This is a genomic window from Leisingera caerulea DSM 24564 (assembly GCF_000473325.1).
In the GTDB taxonomy this organism is placed as follows: Bacteria; Pseudomonadota; Alphaproteobacteria; order Rhodobacterales; family Rhodobacteraceae; genus Leisingera; species Leisingera caerulea.
Map to the genome: position 1 here is coordinate 2026968 of NZ_KI421513.1, position 23639 is coordinate 2050606.

Below are 23639 nucleotides of genomic sequence, written 5' to 3' on the forward strand. Positions count from 1 at the left end.
TATGAGCGCGAACAAACTGTTGATTTCTCGCTCGTGGCGAATGTTCAGTCTGGAGGCGCTGGACCGCAGTGCCGTTCTTGACAGCGAGAGTCCGGGTCGGTCCGTCCATGCAGAACGGCCGGTTTGGGTCAGATCTCGAGCACCTCAGCTATTGCCAACGCGTTTTCCAGTTCAACGCCGGGATACCGTACGGTGATGTCCATCTTGGTGCGGCCCGGCAAGAGCTGAACCGCTCGCAGGTTTCCGGTCTTGCGGTTGATGTGTGCGACTTTGGTCCGGCGCATCAAATGCCTTGGCCTGTCGCGGTTTGCTGCCGCTCCTTTGATAGCACTTATTGCACCCAAGGAGACGAGCTACGGGAACGAAACGTGCGGACGAATTGCGCGCTGTTGCGGTGCGGGTCGCGCTGACCAGCGGACTGACACGCAATCAGGTGGCGTCTGATCTGGGCGTTGGCGTATCGACGCTGAACAAGTGGATCACGGCGCATCCGCTGCCCGGCAGTGCATGTTTACATGCACGAGAAGGGCGATACGGAAGCGGTGCCGGAGAAAGACCTGGACTTTGCCCGTGAGAACGAGCGGCTTCGACGGGAGACCCGCATTCTCAAGGAGGAGAGGGACACCCTAAAAGAAGGCCACAGCCTTCTTCGCGAGACAAAAGCCATGAGGTTCAGGTTCATCGAAGAGCATTGCACAGAATTCCCTACAGCTCGTGTGTGCCATGTTATGGATGTCAGCTCACGAGGGTTATCGGCCCCGATTGATCACGGTCATTGGAAGACTTTCGATGTCGGGTAATCTCCTAGGGGTGTCAAAGCCTGTCCGGAGGCAGAGCCATGCCGATCTTTTTGGAACCTGCGGAGGTGATCGACGATCTGAAGGAATTTCGGTCCGTCCTGATCGTATCCTGTCCGATCTGCCCGCCGATGTGCGTCTCGATCCAACAAAAAAGCCCGTTCCTGCAACCGCTGAAGCATGGGCTTAAAACCCCGGCTTTCGAGGACTACATCGCCTCGATCAGAGAGGCGCTGGCCGGTCATGGCGTCCGCTCGGAAGCTTTCACCCTTCGCTTGCCCGTCCCGATGATGTGTCTTTGGACCGCGCGGCAACGCGCTCGGATCTTGAAGCGGGCGCAGGGCTTCGGTGCGGTGCTGGTTCTGGGATGCGACTCGGCGACATACACAGCGGCCGATGCGCTCAGAGGGACCGACTGCAAGGTTTTTCAGGGCATGGAGGTCAAGACGATCACAAACGCAACCACTGCGCTTGGGCCGTCGGCGACCGTCACCCTCGATTGGCACCCGCTCCCGAAGACTCCGAAAAGCGGTCAGTTCAATGGTCCCGACTGGGGAGAAAAGAGTCAGTCGACACGTCGGTGAGCGATGCCGCCCGCAACGATTAAGTGAGAGGATACTCTGATGAGTGTGATGGAACAGATGATGGGTCTGATGATGGGCCGGATGAGCAAGGAAGACAAAGAGGCCATGATGGACAGCATGATGGAGACGTTCTTTGCCGGCATCTCACCGGAGGAAAAGCAGAAGATGATGACAGACATGATGCCCAAGATGATGCCACGCATGGAACCTGCACAGCGCCGCAATTCAGCAGAGGCAATAGTAGAAGCGCTTGTGGATGAAGGTTCCAAGGGCCTGTCCGCAGACGAGCGGCGCGCCTATCTCAACGCACTGTCCGACGTCCTCGAAACAGCGTCATGAGAGGGAGGTGAGACCATGGCTGCGGCAGGCAATGGCAATACTGACTTTCCCGCCAAGTACTGTGTCGTACAGCCGAATGCGCTGCGCCTCGGAAAGGCGCAGCCCGGGGTCATGACGGCGTTTAACGGCCTGCACGTCGCGGGAATGGCCGGTGGACCACTTGACCATAAAACTAAGGAACTCATGGCGCTTGCGATCAGTATCGTTGTGCGCTGCGACGATTGTATTGCCCATCACGTGCACGACGCGATCGAGGCGGGCGCGACCCGGGAAGAACTGGAGGACGCAATTGGCGTCGCGGTGCTGATGGGGGGCGGCCCCGGTATGATCTACGCGACCCATGCTATCGAGGCAGTTCATCAGTTTCTCGATCGCCCAGGCTAGAACATGCCGTCCCGGCTTCTGCTGACCGCGTTCGCAACTCTCAATATAGCCGGTGGGTTGGCTTGCATTCTTGCGCCCGCGTTGATGCTTCGGTCCTTTGGAGTCGTCGTTCCGCCGATGGGTATCGTGATCTACCAGTTCTGGGGCGTCGCCGTGGCTGGCACCGGCGCGCTTCTCTGGCTTTTGCGGAACAGATGCGGCGACGGAATGCCGGTTCCCTTGGTGAGCATTCTGGTCGTGATGAACACCTTGAATGCCGCCATCGCCGTTAGTGGGCAATTCTCAGGGGCGAACGCATCAGGATGGGCAATGGTCGCATTGTACGTCTTGTTTGCACTCGCGTTTCTTGCCGTCGCCATTGGAGCGATACGACGGAACGGGTGGTGAGCGCGGCGCATCATCCCCTTCGATCCCACGCGGCGGAACCGGAATCCCTGGACTTCTACGCCCGCCGGGCCGAAACTTGGCAGATCCCGTCGCAGGCACGAATAGTTACGCATCATGCAGCCAGTCCCTCTTGCGTGTTCAGGGTATGGTGGGAGTGGAACGTCGGGTACTCTCGAATCTCCGGCGCTTTCTTGAGGCAGCTGCTGTTTCCCACTCGCCCGCGTCAAGCAGGTAGCAGAAGTCCGGCCTCAGTCGCCACCCGGCGCGATGTCTATGCATCCCGGCCAGGAAAACTCCGCTACGCTGAGATACCGCAGGAAGCAGTAAAGGCCGGAATGGGGATCGTCCCGCCAAGCGGGGGAGTGGAGAATGGCGATGACTCCTGCTTCCAAGTCTGGATGTCGCTTGGCGATGTCAGCAATGACCGTTCTGAAGGCTTCTGCGGACTGGCATTCATGCCCGCTTGCGGGAGGCTAATACGCCGGATTCCTGGATAATTTCAGAGACTTGATGTTCCTTGCGGTACGCCATGACATGCACCCCGGAAACACCGGCTATGTCACGCATCTGCTGGATCAGCTCCACGCAGATCTTCTTGCCTTCCTGTCCGGGCTTTTCAGCCTTCTCCATACGGTCAATGACCGCATCCGGAATGTGGATCCCCGGTACATTCGAGCGCATCCACCGTGCCGCCCGCGCCGAGGCCAGCGGGCCAACACCGGCAAGAATGTACACTTTCTTATCCAATCCCAAATCCCGTACCCGTGCCATGAACTTTTCGAACAGGGGAACGTCGTAGATGTAATTGGTCTGAATATATTCCGCCCCTGCCTCCACTTTCTTGGCCAGCCGTTCCGGGCGCCATTCATAGGGCGGAATGCAGGGGTTCTCAGCCGCCCCCAGAAACAGCAGCGGCGGGTTGGTGATGGTGCGCCCGGACAGGAATTTACGCTCATCCCGCATGGTCCTGATGGTGCGCAGCAGCGACAGCGAATCGAAATCGAACACCGGTTTTGCACCCGGCTGATCCCCGACGCCGACACCATCACCCGTCAGGCACAGAACATTGCTGACCCCCATGGCAGCTGCCCCCAGCACATCGCCCTGAATGGCGATCCGGTTCCGGTCCCGGCAGGAGATCTGATAGACAGGGGAATACCCGGCCCGGGTCAGCAGCGCGCTGATCCCTATGGAGGACATATGGCAATTCGCGCCCGAGGCATCCGTTGCATTTATGGCGTCGGCAACCTCCCCAAGCGGGCGCGCGGCGTCATAGACATCCGCAGGGTCCGCGCTGTCGGGCGGATTCAGCTCAGCCGTGATGGCAAAGCGGCCGGAGCGCAGCACCCGTTCCAGCCGGCTGTGCGAAACGTGGCCTTCGGGCGGCGGTGAATAGGGCTGGGGCAAACTGTGGTCCATCACTTTGCCCCTTTCTGAGCGCGCGCGGGTTCTTCCGCCAGCGGCGCGGCGGAGGGCTCATTTTTGCGGGCGCCGGGAAAGGCGTCGGCGATGGCCGTGCGGCGTTTTTCCCGGGCTTCACGCAGATGCGCTGCTTTCTCGCGGCTCACCCGCAGCCAGGATGACGACCCTTCGAGGTTGCGTTCGACCGGCGGCAGCACAGTTGCAATCTGTGCGCCGCCCTTCATCCGCGACGCACCGTCCCAGGCCAGCGCCCAAACGCATTTCATTTCCGGTTTGACCTCACAATACCCGCCGGGCCGCACCCCGCCGCACGGGCCGTTGCGCAGCTGCTTGGGGCAGTTCATCGGGCAGGACATGCCGGTCGAGGACAGCACGCACTGCCCGCACATCTGGCAGTCAAAAAGCACTGTCTTTACGCATTTCTCGACGAAAGCGATGGGGCGCTCGACCCGGTCGTAGCCGATTTTTCTCAGGACTGGGTCCAGGGCGATCATGACCTGCTCCACCCGCTTGTATATCCACTCAAAGCTGCGTGAGTGACGAATGGCGAACAGGCGAATCCGGTACATCAAGCTTCCCTTTCTCCAGGCACTTACATCGTCTTATCGTTTCCTTCGGCAGCGCTGGCGTTGAAATAGCCTCTGCGCACCAGGTCTGCATGGTCTGTCCCGTCTCCGGGCTGACGGTACCCGCCGGACATTCCGGGTCCGGCCTGGTCCGCATCTGTGGTCCGAGCAGACCTTGCCCGGCGGCGCCGGGCGCATAGCGGCGCGGCCGAAGTCCGCGGATTGCACCAGTCCTGAGTGTACAGCCACATCGAAAAGGCTCAATGAATTGTTAGTGTATCATTGGCCTTGGGTCCATCGGCACGATGGGTTGAGCCGCCTCGGCTGGCCCGGCAAGCACCTTAATCTGCGGCAGCGTCAGAACTAACTCATCGGGCTTGTGCCGGTGCGCAGCCATGCCGATCCGCCATTTTCTGGCCAGCGCGGTTGGCCTGAATAATCGGGTCAGGGCATCGCTCCGTTGACATGAATGTTGATTCATGTTTCATATTTGCCAGGGAGAAACCAGGGAGGAGCCCTCATGCTGCGCTTGTTTGCGTTGACGGTTGCCGGTGCATTGATGTCGTCTGCAGCCTCTGCCGAAATCCGGATTGCCCATGTTTACGGTAAAACCGGCCCGTTTGAGGCCTATGCGGCCCAGTCGCACATTGGCCTGCAGCTGGGGCTGGAATACGCCACCGGCGGTACCATGGAGATTGACGGCGAGAAGATCGTGGTGATCGAGAAGGACACGCAGCTGAAGCCCGATATCGGTCGTGCCCAGCTGGAAGAAGCTTTCGGCGATGATGACGCGCATATCGCTGTTGGCCCGGTAAGTTCAGGGGTGGCATTGGCCATGCTGCCGGTTGCCGAAGAGTATGAGCGCGTTCTGATCGTCGAACCCGCAGTTGCGGACTCGATCACCGGCGCGAATTGGAACCCCTACATTTTCCGCACCGGCCGCAACTCCTCGCAGGACGCAATTGCGAATGCGGTGGCGCTGGGCGGGGAGGGCGTGACCATTGCGACCCTGGCGCAGGATTATGCCTTTGGCCGTGATGGTGTGGCGGCCTTCAAAGAAGCGCTGGAAGCCACAGGTGCTTCGATCGCCCACGAGGAGTATGTGCCGACCGACACCACCGATTTCACGGCGGCGGCTGAGCGGATTTTCACCAAGATGGGCGAGGTTGAGGGCGAGAAGAAGCTCTTCATCATCTGGGCCGGCGGCGGAAACCCGATGGGCAAGATCAATGCCATGGAGCCAGAGCGCTTTGGCATCGAGATCGCGACCGGCGGCAACATTTTGGCCGCGCTGAAGGCCTACAAAGAGCTTCCGGGCATGGAAGGCGCGACCTATTACTATTACGAAATCCCTCAGAACCCGGTGAACGAATGGCTGGTAAAAACCCATTTCGAGCGGTTTGACAGCCCGCCGGACTTCTTCACTGCCGGCGGGATGGCGTCCGGGCTTGCGATTGTCGAAGCGATCAAGAAGGCGGGGGGCGCAGAGGACACAGAAGCGCTGATCGAGGCGATGAAAGGCATGGCCTGGGAAACCCCGAAAGGCACAATGCAGTTCCGCGCCGAAGACCACCAGGCCATGCAGGCCATGTATCACTTCCGCACCGAGATTCAGGACGGCAAAGACTACGGCGTGCCGGTTCTTGTGCGTGAGATAGGCATGGATGAAATGAATATCCCGATCCGCAACCAGTAAGCTGCGGGATGTTTCCCGCCCATCCTCCGGGGCGGCCGCTGCGGCCGTCCCGGGGCAGGGATAGAGATCAATGACCCAGACACTTCTTGAAACGGACGCGCTGACCGTGCGCTTTGGCGGCCATGTGGCTGTCGATGCGGTCTCCTGCAGCTTTCACGCGGGCGAGCTGACTGCCATCGTCGGGCCGAACGGCGCGGGCAAGACCACCTATTTCAATCTGATTTCGGGCCAGATCCCGGCCAGCTCCGGCACGGTCAGGCTGATGGGCGAGGACATCACCCGTCTTGGCGTGGCCAGCCGCTGCCGCCGCGGGCTGGGGCGGGCGTTTCAGCTCACCAATCTGTTTCCCAGCCTGACGGTGCTGGAAAACGTGCGCCTGGTGATCCAGTCGCGCCAGCACAAAGGGTTCGGGCTGTTTTCGATGGCGGACAGCCACACGGAACTGACCGTGACGGCAATGGCCATTCTGGAGCGGGTGCGGCTGGACACGCAGAAAGACCAGCTAGTGTCTGAGCTGCCGCACGGCGATCAGCGCAAACTGGAAGTGGCGCTGCTGATCGGCCTGGATCCGACGGTTTACATGTTCGACGAACCGACGGCGGGGATGAGCGTCGATGAAGCGCCGGTGATCCTGGACCTGATTGCGGAAATCAAGGCGGACCGGGAACGCACGGTTCTGCTGGTCGAGCACAAGCTGGACGTGATCCGCAGCCTCGCCGACCGCATCATCGTTTTGCATAATGGCGCGCTGGCTGCCGACGGCCCGCCTGCCGAGGTCATGGCCTCAGCCGTGGTGCAGGAGGCCTATATGGGCAAGGAGCTGGATCATGTCTGACCCGATCCTGTCGCTGCAAGCGGTGCATACCGACATCGCGCAGTATCATATCCTCCAAGGGGTAGATCTTGAGGTGCCGCGCGGCCAGGTGACCATGCTGCTGGGCCGGAACGGCGTTGGGAAGACCACGACGCTGAAAACCATCATGGGTCAATGGGCCGCCAAGTCAGGCAATATTCTGTATGACGGCCAGGACATTACCCGTCTGCCCGTGTCAGCGCGCGCAAGGGGCGGTATCGGCTTTGTGCCGGAGGACATGGGGATCTTCAGCGACCTGACGGTGGAGGAGAACATGGTGCTGGGCTGTACCTCCGGGCCGCTGGATGGCGCACGCAAGGAATGGCTGCTGGGTGCCTTTCCGGCCTTGGGCACCTTCTGGAACAGCGAGGCGGGCAACCTGTCAGGCGGGCAGAAGCAAATGCTGTCGATTGCCCGCGCCATGGCCGAAGACCGCCAGCTGTATCTGATTGATGAGCCAACCAAGGGGCTTGCACCGGCGATCGTCTCGACCATGGCCCAGGCGCTGCGGGAGCTGAAAGGGCAGGGAGCGTCGATTTTGCTGGTGGAGCAGAATTTTTCGGTCGCCAGGGCGCTGGGCGATAGCGCCGCGGTCATGGATGACGGCCGGGTGATCTGGACGGGACCGATGGCGGAGCTGGCAGAAAACAAGGACCTTCAGGAACGCCTGATGGGTCTCAGCATGGAGGCGCACTAAGATGACCGCAGCCCCTGATCATAGACCGACTTTTGCCAGCGTCAGCCTGGCAGAGCGGTTGGATGGCGCGTTGCCGGTATTGCTGGTCCCGGTACTGGTTGTTCTCGGCTTTTTCGCCATAGGCGTGCCCTCATCCTGGCTGACACTGACTGTCTCCGGTTTGGCCATGGGAATGATGATCTTCATCATGGCTTCGGGGCTGACCCTGGTTTTCGGCCTGATGGACGTGATCAACTTCGGACACGGGGCCTTTATTTCGGTCGGTGCCTTTGTCGGGGTTTCCGTGCTCATTGCGCTGGGCGAGTGGACCGGGGCGGCATCGCTGCTTTTGAACATGTCCGCGGTCTTTCTTGCTGTGGTGGCCGCTATGGCCGTGACCGGCGCACTGGGCTGGGGATTTGAGCGGATTATCGTCAAGCCTGTTTACGGCGCGCATCTCAAGCAGATCCTTGTGACCGTTGGCGGCCTTATTGTGATCGAACAGCTGATCCATGTGGTCTGGGGCCCGGATGAGATCTTCTTCAACCGCCCCGAAACCCTGAAGGGTGCTGTCACCTTTGCCGGGGCTGCGATGGAGAAATACCGCCTTCTGGCCGTGGGTGTCGGGCTGGTCCTGTTTATTGCCATGCGCATGGTTCTGCGCCGCACCAAGATCGGCCTGATCGTGCGGGCCGGGGTGGAGAACGGGCCGATGGTCGAAGCGCTCGGCTACCGGCTGCGCCTTGTGTTCGTCGGCGTTTTCATCGCCGGGTCCGCCTTGGCCGGGCTGGGCGGCGTGATGTGGGGCCTATATCAGGAGGTCATCACCGCCGGGATGGGCGAAAAGATGATGGTCCTGGTCTTCATCGTCGCAATCATTGGCGGGCTGGGGTCTGTCGAAGGCGCCTTTATCGGTGCGCTTCTGGTTGGGCTGATGCAGAACTACGTGGCCTTTCTGGAGCCGAAGCTGGCGCTGGTGTCGAACATCGCGCTGATGACCGCAATTCTGATGTGGCGGCCGCAAGGCATGCTGCCAGTCGTGAAGGCGAAATAAGATGATCGTTAAACTGCTCTCCGGCGATAAGCCGCGCTCTGCTGTTCTGACCGCCGTGCTGCTGGTGATCCTGATCTGCCTGGCCGGTGCGCCGTTCATCTTTGACGGCGTGCGCCCGCTGGATACAGCAGCACGGATCTGCATCTTCATCCTGCTGGTGGCAAGCTATGACCTTCTGCTGGGCTACGGGGGGATCGTCAGCTTTGCTCACACGATGTTTTTCGGCCTTGGCGCCTATGGGGTCGCGCTTGCATCAACGCATATGGGACGCGGATTTGATGCCCTTCTGGCCGGATCGTTCGCCGGTGCGCTGGCAGCCGTTGTCTTGGCGCTGCTGATCGGCCTGTTCAGCCTGCGGGTGCGGGCGATCTTCTTTGCCATGATCACGCTGGCCGTGGCGTCGGCTGTCGCGGTCCTTGTGTCGCAATTCTCTGCCATCACCGGCGGCGAGGACGGCCTGACCTACAAGATACCGCGGGTTCTGACCTCGGCCAACCGCATGGGCGAGTTTCTAGGCACACGGGTCAGCGGCAAGATCCTGAATTACTATCTGGTGTTCACCGCCTCGCTCCTCTTGTTCCTGCTGCTTCTGCGCATCGTGAACTCGCCGTTCGGCCGCGTGCTGCAGGCGATCCGCGAGAATGATTTCCGGGCCGAGGCGATCGGATACCGCGTGGTGTGGTACCGTACCGTTGCCACCTGCCTGTCGGCGGCTACGGCTGCGCTGGCGGGTAGCCTCTTTGCCATCTGGCTGCGCTATGTCGGGCCAGATACCACGCTCAGCTTCGAGATCATGCTCGACATCCTCTTGATGGTCGTGATCGGCGGCATGGGAACGATGTATGGCGCGGTGATCGGGGCGACCCTGTTCATCCTGGCGCAAACCTATCTGCAAAACCTGATGGGCAGCGCCTCTGAGTCAACCGCCGCCCTGCCGCTGATCCCCGATCTGCTGGATCCGGACCGCTGGCTGATGTGGCTGGGCATCCTGTTCATTCTCAGTGTCTATTTCTTCCCGTCCGGTATTGTCGGCCGGTTGCGCGAACGGCGCGCGTCATGACAATTCCTGTTCTCTTTCTCCATGGCTGGGCGATGAACGGGGCAAAGTTCAACGACACGGCAGAGCGGCTGGGGCCAGAGTTCGACTGCTATGCCCCCGATCTGCCGGGGCACGGCGGACGGCTGGGAGACGAGGCGAGCCTTGACGCCTGCGCGGCCGTTGCAACGCAGTGGATCGAGAGTCTGGACCGGCCCATCCTGGCCGGCTGGTCCATGGGGGCAGGGGCCGCATGGCGCCATGTGGCGAAGCATGGAACGGCGGGACTGCGCGCGCTGATCACCATCGACATGAGCCCCCGGATGCTGCCGGATGAGGATTGGGATCTGGGCCTGATCGGGCAAAGCGCCGAGGCCATTCTGGCAACCTCTGGAAAAATCGTACCGGAGTGGCCCCGCATGGCCAGCAGTATCGCGCGCAATATGTACGCCCTCTCCAGCGATCCGGTCCCAAGCCGCGAGGACATAATTGAACTGCTGCTGGCACAAGATCCTGCACGCCTGCGCCCGCTGTGGGACGATCTGGTTGCCATGGATGAGCGGGAAACGATCGCAAAGATCGCCGTTCCCTACCTTGTCTGCTCTGGGTCGCAGAGCAGGCTATACAGCCAGGAAGCTGCGCAATGGATCGCGTCGCAGGCCAAGCACACCCGGGTGGAAAGTTTCGCGTTTTCAGGGCATTCGCCCCATCTGGAAGAGCCTGAGGCCTTTTGCGATGCCATCAGGCGCTTTGTTGCGGCAGAAGGGCTCGCGACACCAAATCAAGACCAAGAAGTGACCCGATGACCAAGCCGACAACCGCCAAACCCAAAACCAAACGCGGACAGGAACGCCGGGCCAAGATCCTGGCCGCAGCCGAACAGGTGATCGGCCAGAAGGGCTTTGCCGCAGCCTCCATCGCGGACATTACCCGAGCCGCCGAAACCGCGCTGGGCACCTTCTACATCTATTTCTCGGGCAAGGACGAAGTCTTTCGGGAACTGGTTCAGGACATGGGCCACGCCACCCGGTCCCAGGCCGCAGAGCGGGTCGCCGGGGCTGCAAACCGGCTGGAGGCTGAGCGCGCAGGTTTGGAGGCCTATCTGACCGTGGTGCGCGACCGCCCCTTGCAATACCGCATTGTCGAGGAAGCCCGCTTTGTCGATCCGGAAGCCTACCGCGAATATTACACCGAGTTCGGCAAGGCATACGCGGATCAGCTGGATCAAGCAGCCGGAAACGGAGAGATTTCTCCGGGCGACGCCGAGGTGCGCGCCTGGGCTTTGATGGGAATCGCCAAGACCCTGGGTGAGCGGTTCGTTCTTTGGGAGGACGAGGCTGACATCGAACGGGTTGTTGCCGAGGCCCACAAGTTCATTTGCAACGGATTGGCGCCATGAGCGGATCAGTCTCCTGCGACGAGGTAGTTCTGCCAAACGGCGAACCTTGCTTCCGGATCACGATGAAGGCTCCTCGCGCAAATGCGCTGGAACCCGGTCTTTTGCGGGACTTGCACCGTGCGTTCGACACAGTGGAGCAATCCGGCGCCCGAAAGGCTCTGATCACCGGCGGTCGCAACTTCTCAACCGGGGGCGATGTTCGCCGGTTTTTCGAGGCGGCACAGAATGGCCGCGCTGAGAGCTACGCTGATGAAGTGGTCCCGGTCCTGCAAAACCTGATCATGCGGATAATCGCAATGCCCGTGGTGATTGCGTCAGCGGTGCGCGGGGCCGCAACCGGCGGATCGGCTGGTATTCTGTTTGCATCCGACATCGCCGCCGCTGAGCAGGGCGCCTTTGTGCAACCCTATTACGGCGTCATGGGCTTTGCCCCGGATGGCGGGTGGACCGCGCTGCTGCCTGAGTTGATCGGTGCCAGACCGGCGCAGAGCTGGCTGATGGCAAACTGCCGCCGCGACGCAGCGGAATTACAGCGCCTCGGACTGGTTCAGGCGGTTGATGCAGATCCGGAAACCCGGGCGCTGGCGCTCTTGGCGGGCATTGACGCAGGCTCTGCGCTGGCAGCAAAGTCGATAATTTGGAACAGCCCGCGGCTGACCGCTGTCCGGGCGGGGCTGGACGCGGAGACAGCCGCCTTCCGCAAGTTGATCGGGCGGCAGGAAACCCTGTTGCGCATGACAGATTTTCTTCACTCAACCGGATAAGCGTGATGTTTGATTTAATCCCGGATATGGCCGCAAAACGGGCAGAGATTACGCCCGGTGAATTGGCTTTTCACGATACCACGACCGGACGCGGCTGGAGCTTTGCCCGGATAAATGATGCGGCGAATGCGGTCGCGGCGGGCTTCAGGGCGCGGGGCCTGGTTGAAGGCGACCGCGTCGCTATCATTTGCCAGACCCGGGTGGAGTTCTTTATTTCACTGTTCGCCTGCCAGAAAACCGGGGTCATTCTGTGTCCGCTGAACTGGCGGCAGCCGGCGCTGGAATTGGTGGAAATCCTGGCTCAGGCCGGGATCTCCTTGATGCTGACGGACGCGGAGTTTTTGGACACGGCCCGCGAAGCGGCGGCGGGTATGGGCGCGCCGGTCCTGACAATAGAGGATGATCTTGCCGGCTGGATCAGAGACGGGGGGCCGGCACTGAAGGCTCCAGTGCCCTCTGAGCGTCCATGGTACCTGCTGTTCACCTCCGGCACCACCGGCTTGCCCAAGGCGGTCATCCAAACGGCGCGCATGGCCTGGGCCAATACCGTCAATATCGGACAGGCCATTGATATTGCTTCAACGGACAGGGCGGTTTGTTTTCTGCCCCTGTTTCACACCGCTGGTATCAATCTGTACACTTTGCCGGTTTTTCTGACCGGCGGCAGTTCAACCATTCTGCCGAAATTCGAGGCCGAAGCGGTCCTGGGCCTGCTGGCATCCGGGCGGATCAATCAGTTCTTCGCTGTGCCGGCGGTTTACCAGGCCCTGTCGCTGATGCCGGGCATCGAAGATTTGGATTGGTCTTCGATCCGCTGCGGCTGCGGCGGGGCGCCTCTGCCCGAACCGCTGATCCGCTTCTTTGGCGCGATGGGTGCCAATGTGCTGAACGGCATGGGGATGACCGAAACCGGCCCGACCGTTTTCCTGATGGATCCAGCTCATGCGGCGCAGAAAATCGGATCCGTCGGGAGACCTCAGAGCCTTGTCGAAGTGCGCCTGGACGGAGTGGCGGATGGTGCCGAAGGGGCGGGTGAACTGCAGGTTCGCGGACCAGGGGTCACACCCGGCTATTTCGGCAACCCGTACGCGACGGAGAAGACACTTGCCGGGGACGGCTGGCTGGCCACCGGCGATGTCGCGCGGCGCGACGCGGATGGCTATTACTTTATCGTCGACCGTATCAAGGACATGTTCATCTCGGGCGGCGAAAATGTTTACCCCGCCGAAGTCGAGAGGGTGCTGAATGCCCACCCTGCCATTCTGGAAACAGCGGTTGTGGGCGTGCCGGACGAAAAGTGGGGCGAAGCAGGCGCGGCTTTCGTGATGCTCCGGCCGGATCACACGCTTGCACCGGAAACCCTGCGCCCGTGGTGCCGGGAGCGGCTTGCCGGGTACAAGGTGCCTGCACATGTGAGGATCGTTGAAGATTTTCCCCGCACGGCCGCCGGCAAAGTATGCAAACCCAAGCTGCGCGAGGCATTCAGCTATGATTGACCTTCAGGAATACTGGACCCCGGCGCAAGCAGAGTTCGACGCTTTTGCGGACGTTTCCGGCGATGACAACGCGATCCATGTGGACCCCGTGTTCTGTGCTTCCACGGCCTTTGGACGCACGGTGAGCCACGGGATGCTGATCTATTCCAAGCTTTGGGGGATGCTCAAGCGGCACGACGAAGATCTTGCTCAGGTCAGCCAGAGCCTGATGTTCCCGAACCCGGCTTTTGCGGGCGAGGAGCTTAGCTTGCGGATTGCGCAAGAAGCGCCGGGCCGCGTGAAGATGCTGGTCACGCGGGTGTCGGATGGCGCGGAATGCTTAGTCGGGGAGGCAGAGATCACATGCTGACTGTAGGGCAATCGGCGCGGATCACACGCAGCTACACCCGGAAAGACCTTGCGGCTTATGCGGCGTTGAGCGGTGCCAGTGCGGAAAGCGTGCCAGAGCCGCTGATCGCGGCCCTGTTCTCTTATCTTCTTGGGGTAGAGCTGCCGGGGTCGGGCACCAACTATCTGAAACAGGATCTGGCGTTTAAAGCCCCCGCACCGCTGAATACTGCGCTGGAGGCCAAAGTTGAAATCACCCGGCTGCGGCCGGAGAAACAACTTGTGGATCTTTGGGCCAGTTGCACCGCGCCGGATGGCACGGTCCTTTGCGAAGGACGCAGTCTGGTGAAGGCCAAGGACGTTCCGGGCGCCTTTCCCGCCTGAAACACCAGGGAAGAGCCGTACTGGGCCGTTCGGCCCTGGCACTGAATTGCTGATCGTTGAGCGGCCCGCCAAGGGTGCGCTGTACAAATCCCCGTCTCTTGCAACGGATGCTTATATGGCTGGTGGTCTGGATGCGGGCAGGCCGGAGCAGGCGCCGGACGTGCCTGTCCCGTTAGGACGTCAACTCCCTTGCCTGCTCGCGCAGGGCGAATTTCTGGATCTTGCCGGTTGAGGTTCTGGGTATCGCCGTAAACACGAACCTGCCCGGAACCTTGTAGGGGGCAAGACGGGTGCGGCACCAGCTGCGCAAGACCTCCGCGTCAGCCTCCTGCCCATTGGCCAGCTCGACAAAGGCGCAGGGGGTTTCCCCCCATTTATCGTGCGGCATTGCCACCACAGCCGCCACCGCAACAGCCGGGTGGCAGTACAGCGCCTCTTCGACCTCGATCGAGGAGATGTTCTCGCCGCCGGAGATGATGATGTCCTTGGAGCGGTCCTTGAGCTGGATGTAGCCGTCAGGATGCATGACGCCCAGATCGCCAGAGTGGAACCAGCCGTCGGCAAAGGCTTCCTCTGTGGCCTTGGGGTTGCGGAAATAGCCCTTCATCACCACGTTGCCGCGGAACATCACTTCGCCCATGGTCTGGCCGTCGCGCGGCACCGGCTGCATCGTTTCCGGGTCCAGCACGTCCAACTGCTCCAGCGGCAGGTAGCGCACGCCCTGGCGCGCCTTCAACGCGGCCTGTTCGGCGGGCGGCAGATCCGACCAGCTGTGGTGCCAGTCATTCACCACCGCAGGGCCGTAGGTTTCCGTCAGCCCGTAAAGATGGGTCACGTCGAAGCCTGCGGCCTTCATGTCTGCCAGCAGGCTTTCCGGCGGTGGCGCGGCGGCGGTGAAGAATTGCACGGTTCGGGCGAGATCGCGTTTGGTCTCTTGCGGTGCCGAGATCAGCAGCGACATCACGATGGGCGCGCCGCACAGGTGGGTCACGCCCTCATCCGCCAGGGCGTTCCAGATCGGTTCCGCCCGCACCTGCCGCAGGCACACATGGGTGCCGGCGATCGCGGACAGTGTCCAGGGGAAACACCAGCCGTTGCAGTGGAACATCGGCAGAGTCCAGAGATACACCGCGTGTTTCTGCATCGAGGTGGTCAGCGCATTGCCCTGCGCCAGCAGATAGGCGCCGCGGTGGTGCGAGACCACGCCCTTGGGGTCGCCGGTGGTGCCGGAGGTGTAGTTGATCGAGATCGCATCCCATTCGTCCTCGGGCATGGCCCATGCGAACTCCGGGTTGCCGCGGGTCAGGAACACCTCGTAGTCGGCGGCCTCCGATTCTGTTTGCGCGCCGTCATATTCCGCATCGTCGTACTGGATCAGCACCGGTGACACCGCGGCAAGCGCCAGCGCCTCCAGCATCAGCGGCATGAACTCCCGGTCCACGATCACCAGCTTCGACATCGCATGGTCGAGCTGGAACGCGATCACAGCCGCATCCAGCCGTGTGTTGATCGAATGCAGCACCGCTCCGCACATCGGCACACCGTAGTGGCACTCCAGCATCGCCGGCGTGTTGGGCAGCAGCGCCGACACAGTGTCGCCGCGCCCGATCCCGTTTTTGGCCAGGGCCGAGGCAAGCCGCCGCGACCGCGCGTAGAACTCCGCATAGCTGCGCCGCAAGGACCCGTGCACGATTGCTGTACGGTCGGGAAAGACGCTCGCGGCGCGTTCGAGGAAGGTCAGCGGCGTCAGCGGCTGATAGTTCGCGGGAGTGCGGTCAAGACCGGTGTTGTACGGGTTCTCCGTCATGGTCTTAATGATCCTGCCATTGGGGGCTGCGTTTTTCGAGGAAGGCGCTGATGCCTTCCTGCGCGTCACGGGCCAGCATGTTGTCGACCATCACGCCGGAAGCATAGGTATAGGCGTCGGCCAAGGGCATCTCCCGCTGCGCATAGAAGGCGCGTTTGCCGGTTGCCAGGGTCATCATCGACTTGGAGGCGATCTTGCGGGCCATGTCCATCGTGGCCTCCCGCAGCTCTGCCGCCGGAACGGCCCGGTTTACCAGGCCGATCTCCTCTGCCCGGCGGGCCGGGGTCATGCCGCCGGTCAGCAGCATTTCCATCGCGTGTTTATTGGAGACATTTCGCGACAGGGCGACCATCGGCGTTGAGCAGAACAGGCCGATATGAACCCCTGGCGTGCTGAACTGCGCGGTGTCCGCGGCGAGGGCGAGATCGCAGCTGGCCACCAGCTGGCAGCCCGCCGCGGTGGCGATCCCGGTGACCTCGGCAATCACCGGCTTGGGGCAGTTGACGATGGCCTGCATAGTGGCAGAGCACATCGCCATCACCTTGGCGAAATAGGCCCGCCCGCCGTCCGCAGCCGCACGCCCGGCGGTCATCTCCTTCAGGTCGTGGCCTGCGCAAAAGGCAGGGCCGTTTGCGGCCAGGACAACGACGCGCACCTGCGGGTCTTCCCTGGCTTCCGCAAAGGCCTGGGCAAGCGCTGCCAGCATCGCCTCGGACAGGGCATTGCGCCGACCGGCATCGTTCAAGGTCAGGCGCAGGATGCCGGCGTCATCCAGATCGCGCAGCAGAATATCAGGCTGTTGCACAGGACATCTCCTTTTCCGAGGCTTAACGGATGTTGATTTCAACGCTGTCAGCCAGCGTGTTGGCGATGAAGCAGTAGCGGTGGGCGCGGTCCTGCATCTCCTCCAGCTCCTTGCCGCTGACGGAGAATCCGGTGTCGAACCGCACCACCGGGTGCAGGTCGATGCGAGTCACTGACATCTGCCCCTTGGGGTTCTTTCCCAGATGCGCCTCGGCGTAGTCGTGGTAGGTGGCCACCGGCCAGCCGGCCTTGGCCGCCAGCGCCAGAAAGGTCATCATGTGGCAGCTGGACAGAGCTGATGCCAGCGCCTGTTCCGGGTTGGTGTTGCCCGGATCTCCGCCCCAGTCGGGGGCGGAGTCCACTTGGACATCATAGCTGTTGTTGTACTGCACCGTGTGGGCATTCGAATACTGGCCGGATTGCAGCACAGGTTCGGCCCGTTGCCAGTGCAGCTGGATCGAAAGGTCTGACATCGTGGTATCCCTCATTGTCTCCGCCGCCTGCACTCAGGCCGCAGCGAGAGTTTTTTTCGGGTCATAGAACGGCCGTTCCACGATGGTGGCACGGGCCGGGCCGGTGGCGGCCATGACTTCGACGGTTGCGCCGATGACGGCCTCTTCCGCGGAAACCATCGCCAGCGCGATATTCTGCTTCAGCCGCGGCGAGTAGACGGCGGATGTGACCTTGCCGATGGCAGCGCCATCTTTGCTGACCGGCCAGAAGGTGGTGTTGGGCCCGGACAGCGGGTCCCCCTCAAAGATCAGCCCAACCTGTTTGCGGCTGACGCCTCCGTCCTTGATACGGCGCAGAGCAGCTTTTCCGATGAACTCGGCCTCCATGTCCAGGTTCACCAGACGGTCAAAGCCCAGCTCAAACGGGTTGGTGCTTATATCGGCGTCGGCGTGATAGGATAGCATGCCGCCCTCAATGCGGCGGATCGAGGAGGTGTGGCCGGGTTTCAGGCCGAAGGGTTTGCCCGCGGCCATGATCTTTTCCCACAGCTTATCGCCGCGCGATCCGTCCTGCAGATACAGCTCATAACCCAGCTCGCTGGACCAGCCGGTGCGCGACACGATCAGCGGAATGCCGTCCAGAACCACCTCGCGCAGCCAGTAGTACTTCAGGTCCATAATGCTGTCGCCGAACAGCGCCCGCATGATCTCACCGGACTTCGGTCCCTGCAGCTGCAGCGGCGACACGTCGGGTTCGCAGATGGTGACGTCCATGCCGGAATGCACCGCCACACCCTGCGCCCACAGCAGGATGTCGCTGTCGGCCAGCGAGAACCAGAAGTGGTTTTCCGCCAGCCGCAGCAGGATCGGGTCGTTCAGGATGCCGCCGTCGGCATTGGTGATGAGCACGTATTTGCACTGTCCGACCGCCATTTTCGACAGGTCGCGCGGGGTCAGCATCTGCACGAACTTCGCCGCATCCGGGCCGGTGATCTCCACCTGGCGTTCAACCGCCACATCGCAAAGGATCGCGTCGTTCACCAGGTTCCAGAAATTCTGCTCCGGATCGCCGAAATCGCGCGGGATGTACATGTGGTTGTACACCGAAAATGCCTTGGCGCCCCAGCGGACGGTGGCGTCGAAATAGGGGGATTTGCGGATCTGCGTGCCGAACCCGAAACCGTCTGATTGCATCATGTTTTTCACCCTTTGCACCGTCGGCCGGGCCGGCCGCGGACTGTTTCAACCGGGTGAAGAATTACCCGCAGATGCGGGCTGGGAGCGGACTGAAAACAGGCCGTGGACAGACCGGACGGACTGATGTCAGGCAGGCTTGCAGACCGTTCAGGCGGAACCCGTCATTTGCCGGGTCTGGCGGCCAGCCTGGCAAGATTCGGCTGCGTGGATTTGACATGGCGCGTCACGATGTAGGTCATGTAGCGGTCGACCCCCAGCTCATCCGCCAGCAGGCTGTCCATCAGATCCTGAAAGGCGGCCAGGCTGGGGGTGAAAACCTTGAGAACATAATCCATGCCGCCGCCGGTGGCGATGCATTCGGTCACCTCGTCCAGGGTCCGGATATGGGCCTCGAAGCGGTCAAAGTCGGCTTTGCGGTGATGGGTGAGCGAGACCGTCACCACCACTTGGGTGAAATCGCAGACGCGGTCGAGCGCAATGTCGGCGTGATAACCGCGGATCAAACCGGACGCCTTGAGCCTGGCCAGACGGGCCCAGCAGGGGGTCGCTGACAAGTTGACGATTTCTGCCAGCTTGGTCTTGCTCAGCTGGCCATGCTTCTGGACTGCGCTGAGAATGCGGATGTCGGTCGCATCAAGGCTGAACTTGTCCATCCATCAGAGTCTTTCGTTGCAACAGCATCATGCCCCAATACAATCACCAGCAAAAACCCGGAAGCAACATCTTGCCCGGCAGGGCAGTTTTTCAGGCACCCCGGAACATCAGGTGTCATCCGGGCTTCCGCGGCACCAATTGCGTCCATCAGCCGGGATAAAGCGACGTCCCCGGGGTTATGTGCACTTCTCCGCTGCCTCCTCCGCATTTGTCGCCTTGGAGAGGTGGCTCTCAAAGGCGCCTCGTAAGGAGGCACTGCGAAACAGCTTGGGTGGATTTCTGATCATCCCATCCGCGGGTATTACGCCGTGAACAGCAGCGGCAATGACCTTCGCGGATTTAGCACGCGACTCATGTGCAGTTCTGCAAATGTCACGGGGGATGGGTTGAAATCCTCATTTTCCCGGGGCCGGAAGTTTTTTGAAAAAACGCCTTGTTTCTCTGGTTTGCGGAACATATACGGGTCAGCGGAGACGTGGCCGAGTGGTCGAAGGCGCTCCCCTGCTAAGGGGCATGCACCCAACAGATAACACCTCTAAAACAATCGGAAAAACCAGACTACACGTACCCCTTTGCACGGATTTTGCACAGGTTTGCTCGCAGTAGGCCTACCGCACCCGGTCAGCGGATGTTCCCTGCTGGAAAGCCCATCAGTCTGTCCTGATCTTCTCATTTGAGCATGCGGAGCTGCACTGGCTGACCTCATTCATCATCACGTTGGCAGTACGGCATTCACTCCATGAAGGGGAAAGGGCGGTACTTGTTGAGTTCTCTTACTTAATCCAATGACCGGGCTGAAGGTGGCCGGGCCCGAAATAGCTGGCTTGACCGGCACGTGCATTGGGGACGGGGGACGCCGGATAGGCGTGCGACGGAGCTTCTTTTGAAGGACGTGGAAGAGCAAAAAATTAGTACTGGGGTGTGTTTTTCCGAAGCGGGTGATTTTCTGAACCATTGGCGCGGCGATGCTCAATGCGGAACCAGGATCCGGCATTTTTTGATGCGGGCAGACTGCAGGAACGTGCCGACCCGTCGGATGGAAGCTGCCGGGGAGATCAGAAACTAACTTTCACCATCCCTGCCACAACTCACATCTGTGGAGGCCCCCTTTAATGCAAGTTGTTTTTTGAGCGTTTGGGAATGTGAACGGATGCGGTCATCTGTCAGGCCTGTTTATGCGGCGTTTCAGACGCCGCTGGCCGGTATGGAGATACGCGGTTCAGTTCCACATCACAGTGGCGGGTTGATTATCCCGGTGTGAGTTCCTGGTTTTACTGAACCCGATCTTTCCGATCATTTGCCCTTACACTCAAAGACCTCCTCACATTCCCGACGTACCGGCCATCGCAACGCTTACGCGGCGGCGATAGCCGGGTCTCTGTAATCTTCGTGTTTCACCAACATGGCCCATAACCTGCGCGCCATCTTATTTGCGAGTGCAATTGCGACGACCATACGTGGTTTTCTTGCGAGCATCCTTTGGAGCCAAGATGCTTCAGGGGCACCCTTGTGAATCGCCATCCTCACTACGGACATGGCACCGATGACCAAGAGCCTGCGGATATCTCTCTGCCCCATCTTCGACGTTCGGCCCAATTTCTGCTTTCCCCCGGTCGAGTGTTGCTTCGGTACCAGCCCTACCCACGCAGAAAAATCCCGACCCCGACGAAAGATTTCCATAGGTGGGGCGAAGGCCGAGACAGCCATTGCAGTTATCGGACCGATGCCTGGCATGGTCTGGAGACGGCGTGCGTTATCGTCTCTTGTCGCTTCGATGCGTACCTGCTTTTCAAGCCTGCCTATTTGTTCTGTTAGTGTAGCGATCTGACCAAGGTAGATTGATCCAACATCTGTCACCACTTTTGGCAGACCGTTCTCGGGATCTTCCAAGATTTCCCTCAGACTTTTGATATTTGTCGTCGTTTTTGGTGCCACCCGGCCAAACTCGGCGAGATGAGCCCGCAGGGCGTTGATCAGCTGCGTGCGTTGCCTCAAAAGCAGGTCACGTGTCCGGAACAAAACCGCCCGACTTTGCTGCTCATGTGTTTTCACGGCGACTGTTCGCATCGTTGGACGTGACGCAGCCTCGGCAATCGCTTCTGCATCAGCCGCATCATTCTTATGCCGTTTGACGAAAGGTTTCACATAGATGGGCGGTATCAATTTCACATCATGGCCAAGTGCCTCGATCTGACGCCCCCAGTCATGCGCGGTTGCACAAGCTTCCATAGCAACTGTGCAATTCGGTTGTTGTACAAAAAATGCCAAAACTTGCGCCCGAGACAGCTTTTTGCGGAACAGAACACTGCCGTCAGCCGCTGCCCCATGCACCTGAAAACTACGCTTTGCTAAATCTACTCCTATGATCGCAACCATTTCCATTGTCGCCTCCTCTGTTTCTGGTCTGTTAAGACAGTACCAGCATGGCACATCACGATGCCGTCGGGAGGGGCATCCACTCCATCACAGTGCGGAACTTTGCAGCCGTTGCCTTTTCGGGTGTTTGCTGACGCAGCATTCGCTCGCAACCGCGGCACGCTCATCGCAGCTTTCCAGCCACTGCTGGTGATGTCGAAGAGGTCAGCCGGGCTCAGACCCTTTGGCTCAACCTCTGCTTCGTGCTCGGGTTCTCAACGATATTCATGGCACTCAGGGCTTCGGCAACGGCCCTGGGTCAGGCACTGTTGCGGTGGCGTTATGAACTCAACCTCGTTGGCGGTGGCATCGTGATTCTGTTCGGGCTGTTCATGATCGGCGCGGCGCGGATCGGCGCCATGGAACGGGATCTTCGGTTCCATCTCGACGTCCCCGGCGGCAGGCCGGCCGCGTCCTATGTTCTGGGCCTCGCGTTCGGCTTCGGCTGGACCCCCTGCATTGGCCCAATTCTCGGTGCGATCCTCACCGCCAGTGCGGCGAGCGCCATGGTTGGGCAAGGGGTCTTGCTACTGGCGATTTATTCTGCAGGCCTTGGCGTGCCGTTCCTGATTGTTGCGGGTTTCACCGATCGGCTTGTCGGCCGGTTGCAAGGCGCCAGACGGGTCGGGTGCCGCCTGCATCAGGCCGCGAGCGCGGTCATGGTCGTGATGGGGCTTGCGATGATGACCGGGCAGCTCACCGCGCTGTCCTACTGGCTGCTCGATGTCTTTCCGGTCCTCGGGCGGATCGGCTAGCAGCCAAATGATTGTCAAACTCCTAGCACCGATCCTGGGATCAAACCTGTCTGTTCCACCACCGCGAGTACAAGGCCGGCACTAGAGTTGGATTCTATCTGCACGAGCCGGCAGTCGGCCGCCCAGTCGATCCTCGCGGTTGGATCCAGCGCATGAACGTTCCGGGCGAGTTGGCCGTAGTCCGCCTCGCCCGTATAAAAAGGGACATCAATGATCAGCTTCCGGTTCATTGACAGACACAATGCAGCTTTCCGGCGCTGGAGTGTCAAGACTTATCCGGTACGGTACAAGAGCTGCGCCACGTCTATTACAACGGTCTGCGTGTCAATCGGCATGATGTCGGGACGCGTCATAGGCATTCAAAATGGCTCTGAATCGATTTTGGCACAACTACCCCGTCTCTAAGGTCAGAATACTTGAACGAGCCGTGACTTGAACACGCCGATATTCGCCCTGCCATCGAAGCCACCGCGTGGCGCAATGGGCCGAAATCTGCCATTCAACTTCTCTGTCAGAAACCTCCATGTGATGAACTGATCAGTTTTCCCTACCCACGGAGGCCTTGCCAGGTTGGGACAGTAAGCAAAAATAGCTCGGTCCAGAAATCTACGCTGGCCTCAGAAACCCCTTGACCCTTTAGTAGCTGTAGCTCTTATCGGAGTGGGGTAATTTGAAGCAATCAAAGGGCACAGGAGAAAATCTCAGATATGATTACGAGACGCCATTTTGTCGCAAGTTCGTCAGCACTGTTCTCTACTGCAATCGCAGAACCGGTGTGGGCCGGATCTTGGCCGACTGCCACACAGAAGGCAAATTGGGACGCTCAAATCACACCGCCAAACTATGATCCGGCAACGTCTAATCCATGGGGGCTGCACCAACGTTTCCTTCCCACCCGGGTCGTTGCAAACGACGGGTTGGTGCCGGGGGACATCCATGTCGATGCCATTGCGAGATACCTTTACCACATTGAAGAGGGGGGAACTGCCATGCGCTATGGTGTGGCCATAGCCCGTGGCAATTTGTACGAACCTGGCACTTACACCATCCGGCGAAAAGTTGAGTGGCCGCATTGGACGCCTACTCAATCCATGATCGAACGCGACCCGGAGGCCTATTCCCAGTATGCAGACGGGCAGGAACCAGGCCCCAAGAACGCGCTAGGTTCCCGCGCTCTCTATTTGTTTGTTGGAAACCGCGATACCTACCTGCGTATTCATGGAACGCCTTGGCCGCGTTCGATCGGTGGCAGGGCGAGTTCAGGATGCGTCCGCATGGTTATGGCGCATATCAACGATCTCTACCCAAACGTGGAAACCGGCTCGACGGCCTATCTGTATGAGGCCGAAGACGGCATCACTTCACGGAGTTGAGGGGGAGGTTGGTGACCT

Annotated in this window: 26 protein-coding genes and 2 pseudogenes; 17 read left to right on the top strand and 11 right to left on the bottom strand. The window is 60.5% G+C overall.

Annotated features, from left to right (window positions below):
* Nucleotides 1-128 precede the first annotated feature (128 nt).
* Nucleotides 129-290 (bottom strand): annotated as a pseudogene (locus CAER_RS30195) (integrase); the annotation flags it as partial.
* 44 nt (nucleotides 291-334) lie between these two features.
* Here CAER_RS30195 and CAER_RS30525 point away from each other — a divergent pair.
* The 4 genes and pseudogenes from CAER_RS30525 to CAER_RS28150 form a co-directional block, all read left to right on the top strand.
* A pseudogene (locus CAER_RS30525) lies at nucleotides 335-758 on the top strand (transposase); the annotation flags it as partial.
* A gap of 80 nt (nucleotides 759-838) precedes the next feature.
* Nucleotides 839-1381, top strand: a complete 543-nt coding sequence (locus CAER_RS0117075) for a hypothetical protein (protein WP_027236501.1) — start codon at nucleotides 839-841, stop codon at nucleotides 1379-1381.
* A 39-nt stretch (nucleotides 1382-1420) separates the two neighbouring features.
* Nucleotides 1421-1720, top strand: a complete 300-nt coding sequence (locus CAER_RS0117080; RefSeq protein ID WP_027236502.1) for a hypothetical protein — start codon at nucleotides 1421-1423, stop codon at nucleotides 1718-1720.
* A 15-nt stretch (nucleotides 1721-1735) separates the two neighbouring features.
* Complete coding sequence (locus CAER_RS28150; RefSeq protein ID WP_027236503.1) at nucleotides 1736-2104, top strand: carboxymuconolactone decarboxylase family protein; 369 nt, start codon at nucleotides 1736-1738, stop codon at nucleotides 2102-2104.
* Between the two features lie 131 nt (nucleotides 2105-2235).
* On the opposite strand, the gene CAER_RS29755 is transcribed toward CAER_RS28150, so the two are convergent.
* The 3 genes from CAER_RS29755 to CAER_RS0117100 form a co-directional block, all read right to left on the bottom strand.
* Nucleotides 2236-2607, bottom strand: a complete 372-nt coding sequence (locus tag CAER_RS29755; protein WP_154667787.1) for a hypothetical protein — start codon at nucleotides 2605-2607, stop codon at nucleotides 2236-2238.
* Between the two features lie 337 nt (nucleotides 2608-2944).
* On the bottom strand, nucleotides 2945-3910 hold the full coding sequence (locus CAER_RS0117095) for a methylenetetrahydrofolate reductase (RefSeq protein ID WP_027236505.1): 966 nt from the start codon (nucleotides 3908-3910) through the stop codon (nucleotides 2945-2947).
* Complete coding sequence (locus tag CAER_RS0117100) at nucleotides 3910-4482, bottom strand: methylenetetrahydrofolate reductase C-terminal domain-containing protein (protein WP_027236506.1); 573 nt, start codon at nucleotides 4480-4482, stop codon at nucleotides 3910-3912. Before CAER_RS0117100 ends, CAER_RS0117095 begins: the two co-directional genes overlap by 1 nt.
* A gap of 517 nt (nucleotides 4483-4999) precedes the next feature.
* On the opposite strand from CAER_RS0117100, the gene CAER_RS0117110 reads away from it, so the two are divergent.
* From CAER_RS0117110 to CAER_RS0117160, 11 genes are all read left to right on the top strand, one after another.
* A complete protein-coding gene (locus tag CAER_RS0117110; RefSeq protein ID WP_027236507.1) occupies nucleotides 5000-6175 on the top strand; it encodes a substrate-binding domain-containing protein in 1176 nt (391 codons plus the stop codon).
* Nucleotides 6176-6245: 70 nt separating this feature from the next.
* Complete coding sequence (locus CAER_RS0117115; protein ID WP_027236508.1) at nucleotides 6246-7010, top strand: ABC transporter ATP-binding protein; 765 nt, start codon at nucleotides 6246-6248, stop codon at nucleotides 7008-7010.
* On the top strand, nucleotides 7003-7725 hold the full coding sequence (locus CAER_RS0117120) for an ABC transporter ATP-binding protein (protein ID WP_027236509.1): 723 nt from the start codon (nucleotides 7003-7005) through the stop codon (nucleotides 7723-7725). The genes CAER_RS0117115 and CAER_RS0117120 overlap by 8 nt, the downstream gene beginning before the upstream one ends.
* A 1-nt stretch (nucleotide 7726) precedes the next feature.
* Nucleotides 7727-8758: a branched-chain amino acid ABC transporter permease gene (locus CAER_RS0117125; protein WP_027236510.1), complete on the top strand. Its 1032-nt coding sequence runs from the start codon at nucleotides 7727-7729 to the stop codon at nucleotides 8756-8758.
* A gap of 1 nt (nucleotide 8759) precedes the next feature.
* A complete protein-coding gene (locus CAER_RS0117130; protein ID WP_027236511.1) occupies nucleotides 8760-9818 on the top strand; it encodes a branched-chain amino acid ABC transporter permease in 1059 nt (352 codons plus the stop codon).
* Complete coding sequence (locus CAER_RS0117135; protein ID WP_084299579.1) at nucleotides 9815-10600, top strand: alpha/beta fold hydrolase; 786 nt, start codon at nucleotides 9815-9817, stop codon at nucleotides 10598-10600. Before CAER_RS0117130 ends, CAER_RS0117135 begins: the two co-directional genes overlap by 4 nt.
* Nucleotides 10597-11193, top strand: coding sequence for a TetR/AcrR family transcriptional regulator (locus CAER_RS0117140; protein ID WP_027236513.1), 597 nt, complete (start codon nucleotides 10597-10599; stop codon nucleotides 11191-11193). Before CAER_RS0117135 ends, CAER_RS0117140 begins: the two co-directional genes overlap by 4 nt.
* Complete coding sequence (locus tag CAER_RS0117145; protein ID WP_084299581.1) at nucleotides 11190-11957, top strand: enoyl-CoA hydratase/isomerase family protein; 768 nt, start codon at nucleotides 11190-11192, stop codon at nucleotides 11955-11957. The genes CAER_RS0117140 and CAER_RS0117145 overlap by 4 nt, the downstream gene beginning before the upstream one ends.
* Nucleotides 11958-11962: 5 nt before the next feature.
* Entirely contained in the window at nucleotides 11963-13453 is a 1491-nt protein-coding gene (locus tag CAER_RS0117150; RefSeq protein ID WP_027236515.1) for a class I adenylate-forming enzyme family protein, read from the top strand.
* A complete protein-coding gene (locus CAER_RS0117155; RefSeq protein ID WP_027236516.1) occupies nucleotides 13446-13802 on the top strand; it encodes a MaoC family dehydratase in 357 nt (118 codons plus the stop codon). Before CAER_RS0117150 ends, CAER_RS0117155 begins: the two co-directional genes overlap by 8 nt.
* Nucleotides 13796-14164 (top strand): hotdog family protein, encoded by a 369-nt coding sequence (locus CAER_RS0117160; RefSeq protein WP_027236517.1) that lies wholly within the window; start codon nucleotides 13796-13798, stop codon nucleotides 14162-14164. The genes CAER_RS0117155 and CAER_RS0117160 overlap by 7 nt, the downstream gene beginning before the upstream one ends.
* Nucleotides 14165-14336: 172 nt before the next feature.
* Here the strand turns inward: CAER_RS0117160 and CAER_RS0117165 are convergent, their stop codons facing one another.
* The 6 genes from CAER_RS0117165 to CAER_RS0117190 all read right to left on the bottom strand — a co-directional run bounded on the left by CAER_RS0117165 (nucleotide 14337) and on the right by CAER_RS0117190 (nucleotide 21460).
* The gene (locus tag CAER_RS0117165; RefSeq protein ID WP_027236518.1) at nucleotides 14337-15971 is read right to left on the bottom strand and encodes an acyl-CoA synthetase; all 1635 of its coding nucleotides are present in this window, start codon (nucleotides 15969-15971) and stop codon (nucleotides 14337-14339) included.
* 4 nt (nucleotides 15972-15975) lie between these two features.
* Complete coding sequence (locus tag CAER_RS0117170) at nucleotides 15976-16776, bottom strand: enoyl-CoA hydratase (RefSeq protein ID WP_027236519.1); 801 nt, start codon at nucleotides 16774-16776, stop codon at nucleotides 15976-15978.
* A gap of 22 nt (nucleotides 16777-16798) precedes the next feature.
* A complete protein-coding gene (locus tag CAER_RS0117175) occupies nucleotides 16799-17248 on the bottom strand; it encodes an OsmC family protein (protein WP_027236520.1) in 450 nt (149 codons plus the stop codon).
* Nucleotides 17249-17281: 33 nt separating this feature from the next.
* Entirely contained in the window at nucleotides 17282-18424 is a 1143-nt protein-coding gene (locus CAER_RS0117180; RefSeq protein WP_027236521.1) for a glycine cleavage T C-terminal barrel domain-containing protein, read from the bottom strand.
* Nucleotides 18425-18585: 161 nt separating this feature from the next.
* Nucleotides 18586-19077 carry an Lrp/AsnC family transcriptional regulator gene (locus CAER_RS0117185; RefSeq protein WP_027236522.1) on the bottom strand — a complete coding sequence of 164 codons (492 nt, stop codon included), beginning with the start codon at nucleotides 19075-19077 and terminating at the stop codon, nucleotides 18586-18588.
* Nucleotides 19078-20431: 1354 nt separating this feature from the next.
* On the bottom strand, nucleotides 20432-21460 hold the full coding sequence (locus CAER_RS0117190; RefSeq protein ID WP_027236523.1) for an IS110 family RNA-guided transposase: 1029 nt from the start codon (nucleotides 21458-21460) through the stop codon (nucleotides 20432-20434).
* A gap of 134 nt (nucleotides 21461-21594) precedes the next feature.
* On the opposite strand from CAER_RS0117190, the gene CAER_RS28155 reads away from it, so the two are divergent.
* A complete protein-coding gene (locus CAER_RS28155; protein WP_082023080.1) occupies nucleotides 21595-22248 on the top strand; it encodes a cytochrome c biogenesis CcdA family protein in 654 nt (217 codons plus the stop codon).
* 14 nt (nucleotides 22249-22262) lie between these two features.
* Here CAER_RS28155 and CAER_RS0117200 read toward each other — a convergent pair whose 3' ends face one another.
* Complete coding sequence (locus CAER_RS0117200) at nucleotides 22263-22478, bottom strand: hypothetical protein (protein WP_027236524.1); 216 nt, start codon at nucleotides 22476-22478, stop codon at nucleotides 22263-22265.
* A gap of 477 nt (nucleotides 22479-22955) precedes the next feature.
* Here CAER_RS0117200 and CAER_RS28160 point away from each other — a divergent pair, with 477 nt between their 5' ends.
* A complete protein-coding gene (locus tag CAER_RS28160; RefSeq protein WP_036797386.1) occupies nucleotides 22956-23621 on the top strand; it encodes a L,D-transpeptidase in 666 nt (221 codons plus the stop codon).
* The last annotated feature ends 18 nt before the right edge of the window (nucleotides 23622-23639 follow it).

What these genes read in the sequence shown, in the direction of transcription:
- CAER_RS0117075 (WP_027236501.1), top strand. Translation starts at nt 839, where the DNA reads ATGCCGATCTTTTTGGAACCTGCGGAGGTGATCGACGATCTGAAGGAA.
- CAER_RS0117080 (WP_027236502.1), top strand. Translation starts at nt 1,421, where the DNA reads ATGAGTGTGATGGAACAGATGATGGGTCTGATGATGGGCCGGATGAGC.
- CAER_RS28150 (WP_027236503.1), top strand. Translation starts at nt 1,736, where the DNA reads ATGGCTGCGGCAGGCAATGGCAATACTGACTTTCCCGCCAAGTACTGT.
- CAER_RS29755 (WP_154667787.1), bottom strand. Translation starts at nt 2,607, where the DNA reads ATGATGCGTAACTATTCGTGCCTGCGACGGGATCTGCCAAGTTTCGGC.
- CAER_RS0117095 (WP_027236505.1), bottom strand. Translation starts at nt 3,910, where the DNA reads ATGGACCACAGTTTGCCCCAGCCCTATTCACCGCCGCCCGAAGGCCAC.
- CAER_RS0117100 (WP_027236506.1), bottom strand. Translation starts at nt 4,482, where the DNA reads ATGTACCGGATTCGCCTGTTCGCCATTCGTCACTCACGCAGCTTTGAG.
- CAER_RS0117110 (WP_027236507.1), top strand. Translation starts at nt 5,000, where the DNA reads ATGCTGCGCTTGTTTGCGTTGACGGTTGCCGGTGCATTGATGTCGTCT.
- CAER_RS0117115 (WP_027236508.1), top strand. Translation starts at nt 6,246, where the DNA reads ATGACCCAGACACTTCTTGAAACGGACGCGCTGACCGTGCGCTTTGGC.
- CAER_RS0117120 (WP_027236509.1), top strand. Translation starts at nt 7,003, where the DNA reads ATGTCTGACCCGATCCTGTCGCTGCAAGCGGTGCATACCGACATCGCG.
- CAER_RS0117125 (WP_027236510.1), top strand. Translation starts at nt 7,727, where the DNA reads ATGACCGCAGCCCCTGATCATAGACCGACTTTTGCCAGCGTCAGCCTG.
- CAER_RS0117130 (WP_027236511.1), top strand. Translation starts at nt 8,760, where the DNA reads ATGATCGTTAAACTGCTCTCCGGCGATAAGCCGCGCTCTGCTGTTCTG.
- CAER_RS0117135 (WP_084299579.1), top strand. Translation starts at nt 9,815, where the DNA reads ATGACAATTCCTGTTCTCTTTCTCCATGGCTGGGCGATGAACGGGGCA.
- CAER_RS0117140 (WP_027236513.1), top strand. Translation starts at nt 10,597, where the DNA reads ATGACCAAGCCGACAACCGCCAAACCCAAAACCAAACGCGGACAGGAA.
- CAER_RS0117145 (WP_084299581.1), top strand. Translation starts at nt 11,190, where the DNA reads ATGAGCGGATCAGTCTCCTGCGACGAGGTAGTTCTGCCAAACGGCGAA.
- CAER_RS0117150 (WP_027236515.1), top strand. Translation starts at nt 11,963, where the DNA reads ATGTTTGATTTAATCCCGGATATGGCCGCAAAACGGGCAGAGATTACG.
- CAER_RS0117155 (WP_027236516.1), top strand. Translation starts at nt 13,446, where the DNA reads ATGATTGACCTTCAGGAATACTGGACCCCGGCGCAAGCAGAGTTCGAC.
- CAER_RS0117160 (WP_027236517.1), top strand. Translation starts at nt 13,796, where the DNA reads ATGCTGACTGTAGGGCAATCGGCGCGGATCACACGCAGCTACACCCGG.
- CAER_RS0117165 (WP_027236518.1), bottom strand. Translation starts at nt 15,971, where the DNA reads ATGACGGAGAACCCGTACAACACCGGTCTTGACCGCACTCCCGCGAAC.
- CAER_RS0117175 (WP_027236520.1), bottom strand. Translation starts at nt 17,248, where the DNA reads ATGTCAGACCTTTCGATCCAGCTGCACTGGCAACGGGCCGAACCTGTG.
- CAER_RS0117180 (WP_027236521.1), bottom strand. Translation starts at nt 18,424, where the DNA reads ATGATGCAATCAGACGGTTTCGGGTTCGGCACGCAGATCCGCAAATCC.
- CAER_RS0117185 (WP_027236522.1), bottom strand. Translation starts at nt 19,077, where the DNA reads ATGGACAAGTTCAGCCTTGATGCGACCGACATCCGCATTCTCAGCGCA.
- CAER_RS0117190 (WP_027236523.1), bottom strand. Translation starts at nt 21,460, where the DNA reads ATGGAAATGGTTGCGATCATAGGAGTAGATTTAGCAAAGCGTAGTTTT.
- CAER_RS0117200 (WP_027236524.1), bottom strand. Translation starts at nt 22,478, where the DNA reads ATGAACCGGAAGCTGATCATTGATGTCCCTTTTTATACGGGCGAGGCG.
- CAER_RS28160 (WP_036797386.1), top strand. Translation starts at nt 22,956, where the DNA reads ATGATTACGAGACGCCATTTTGTCGCAAGTTCGTCAGCACTGTTCTCT.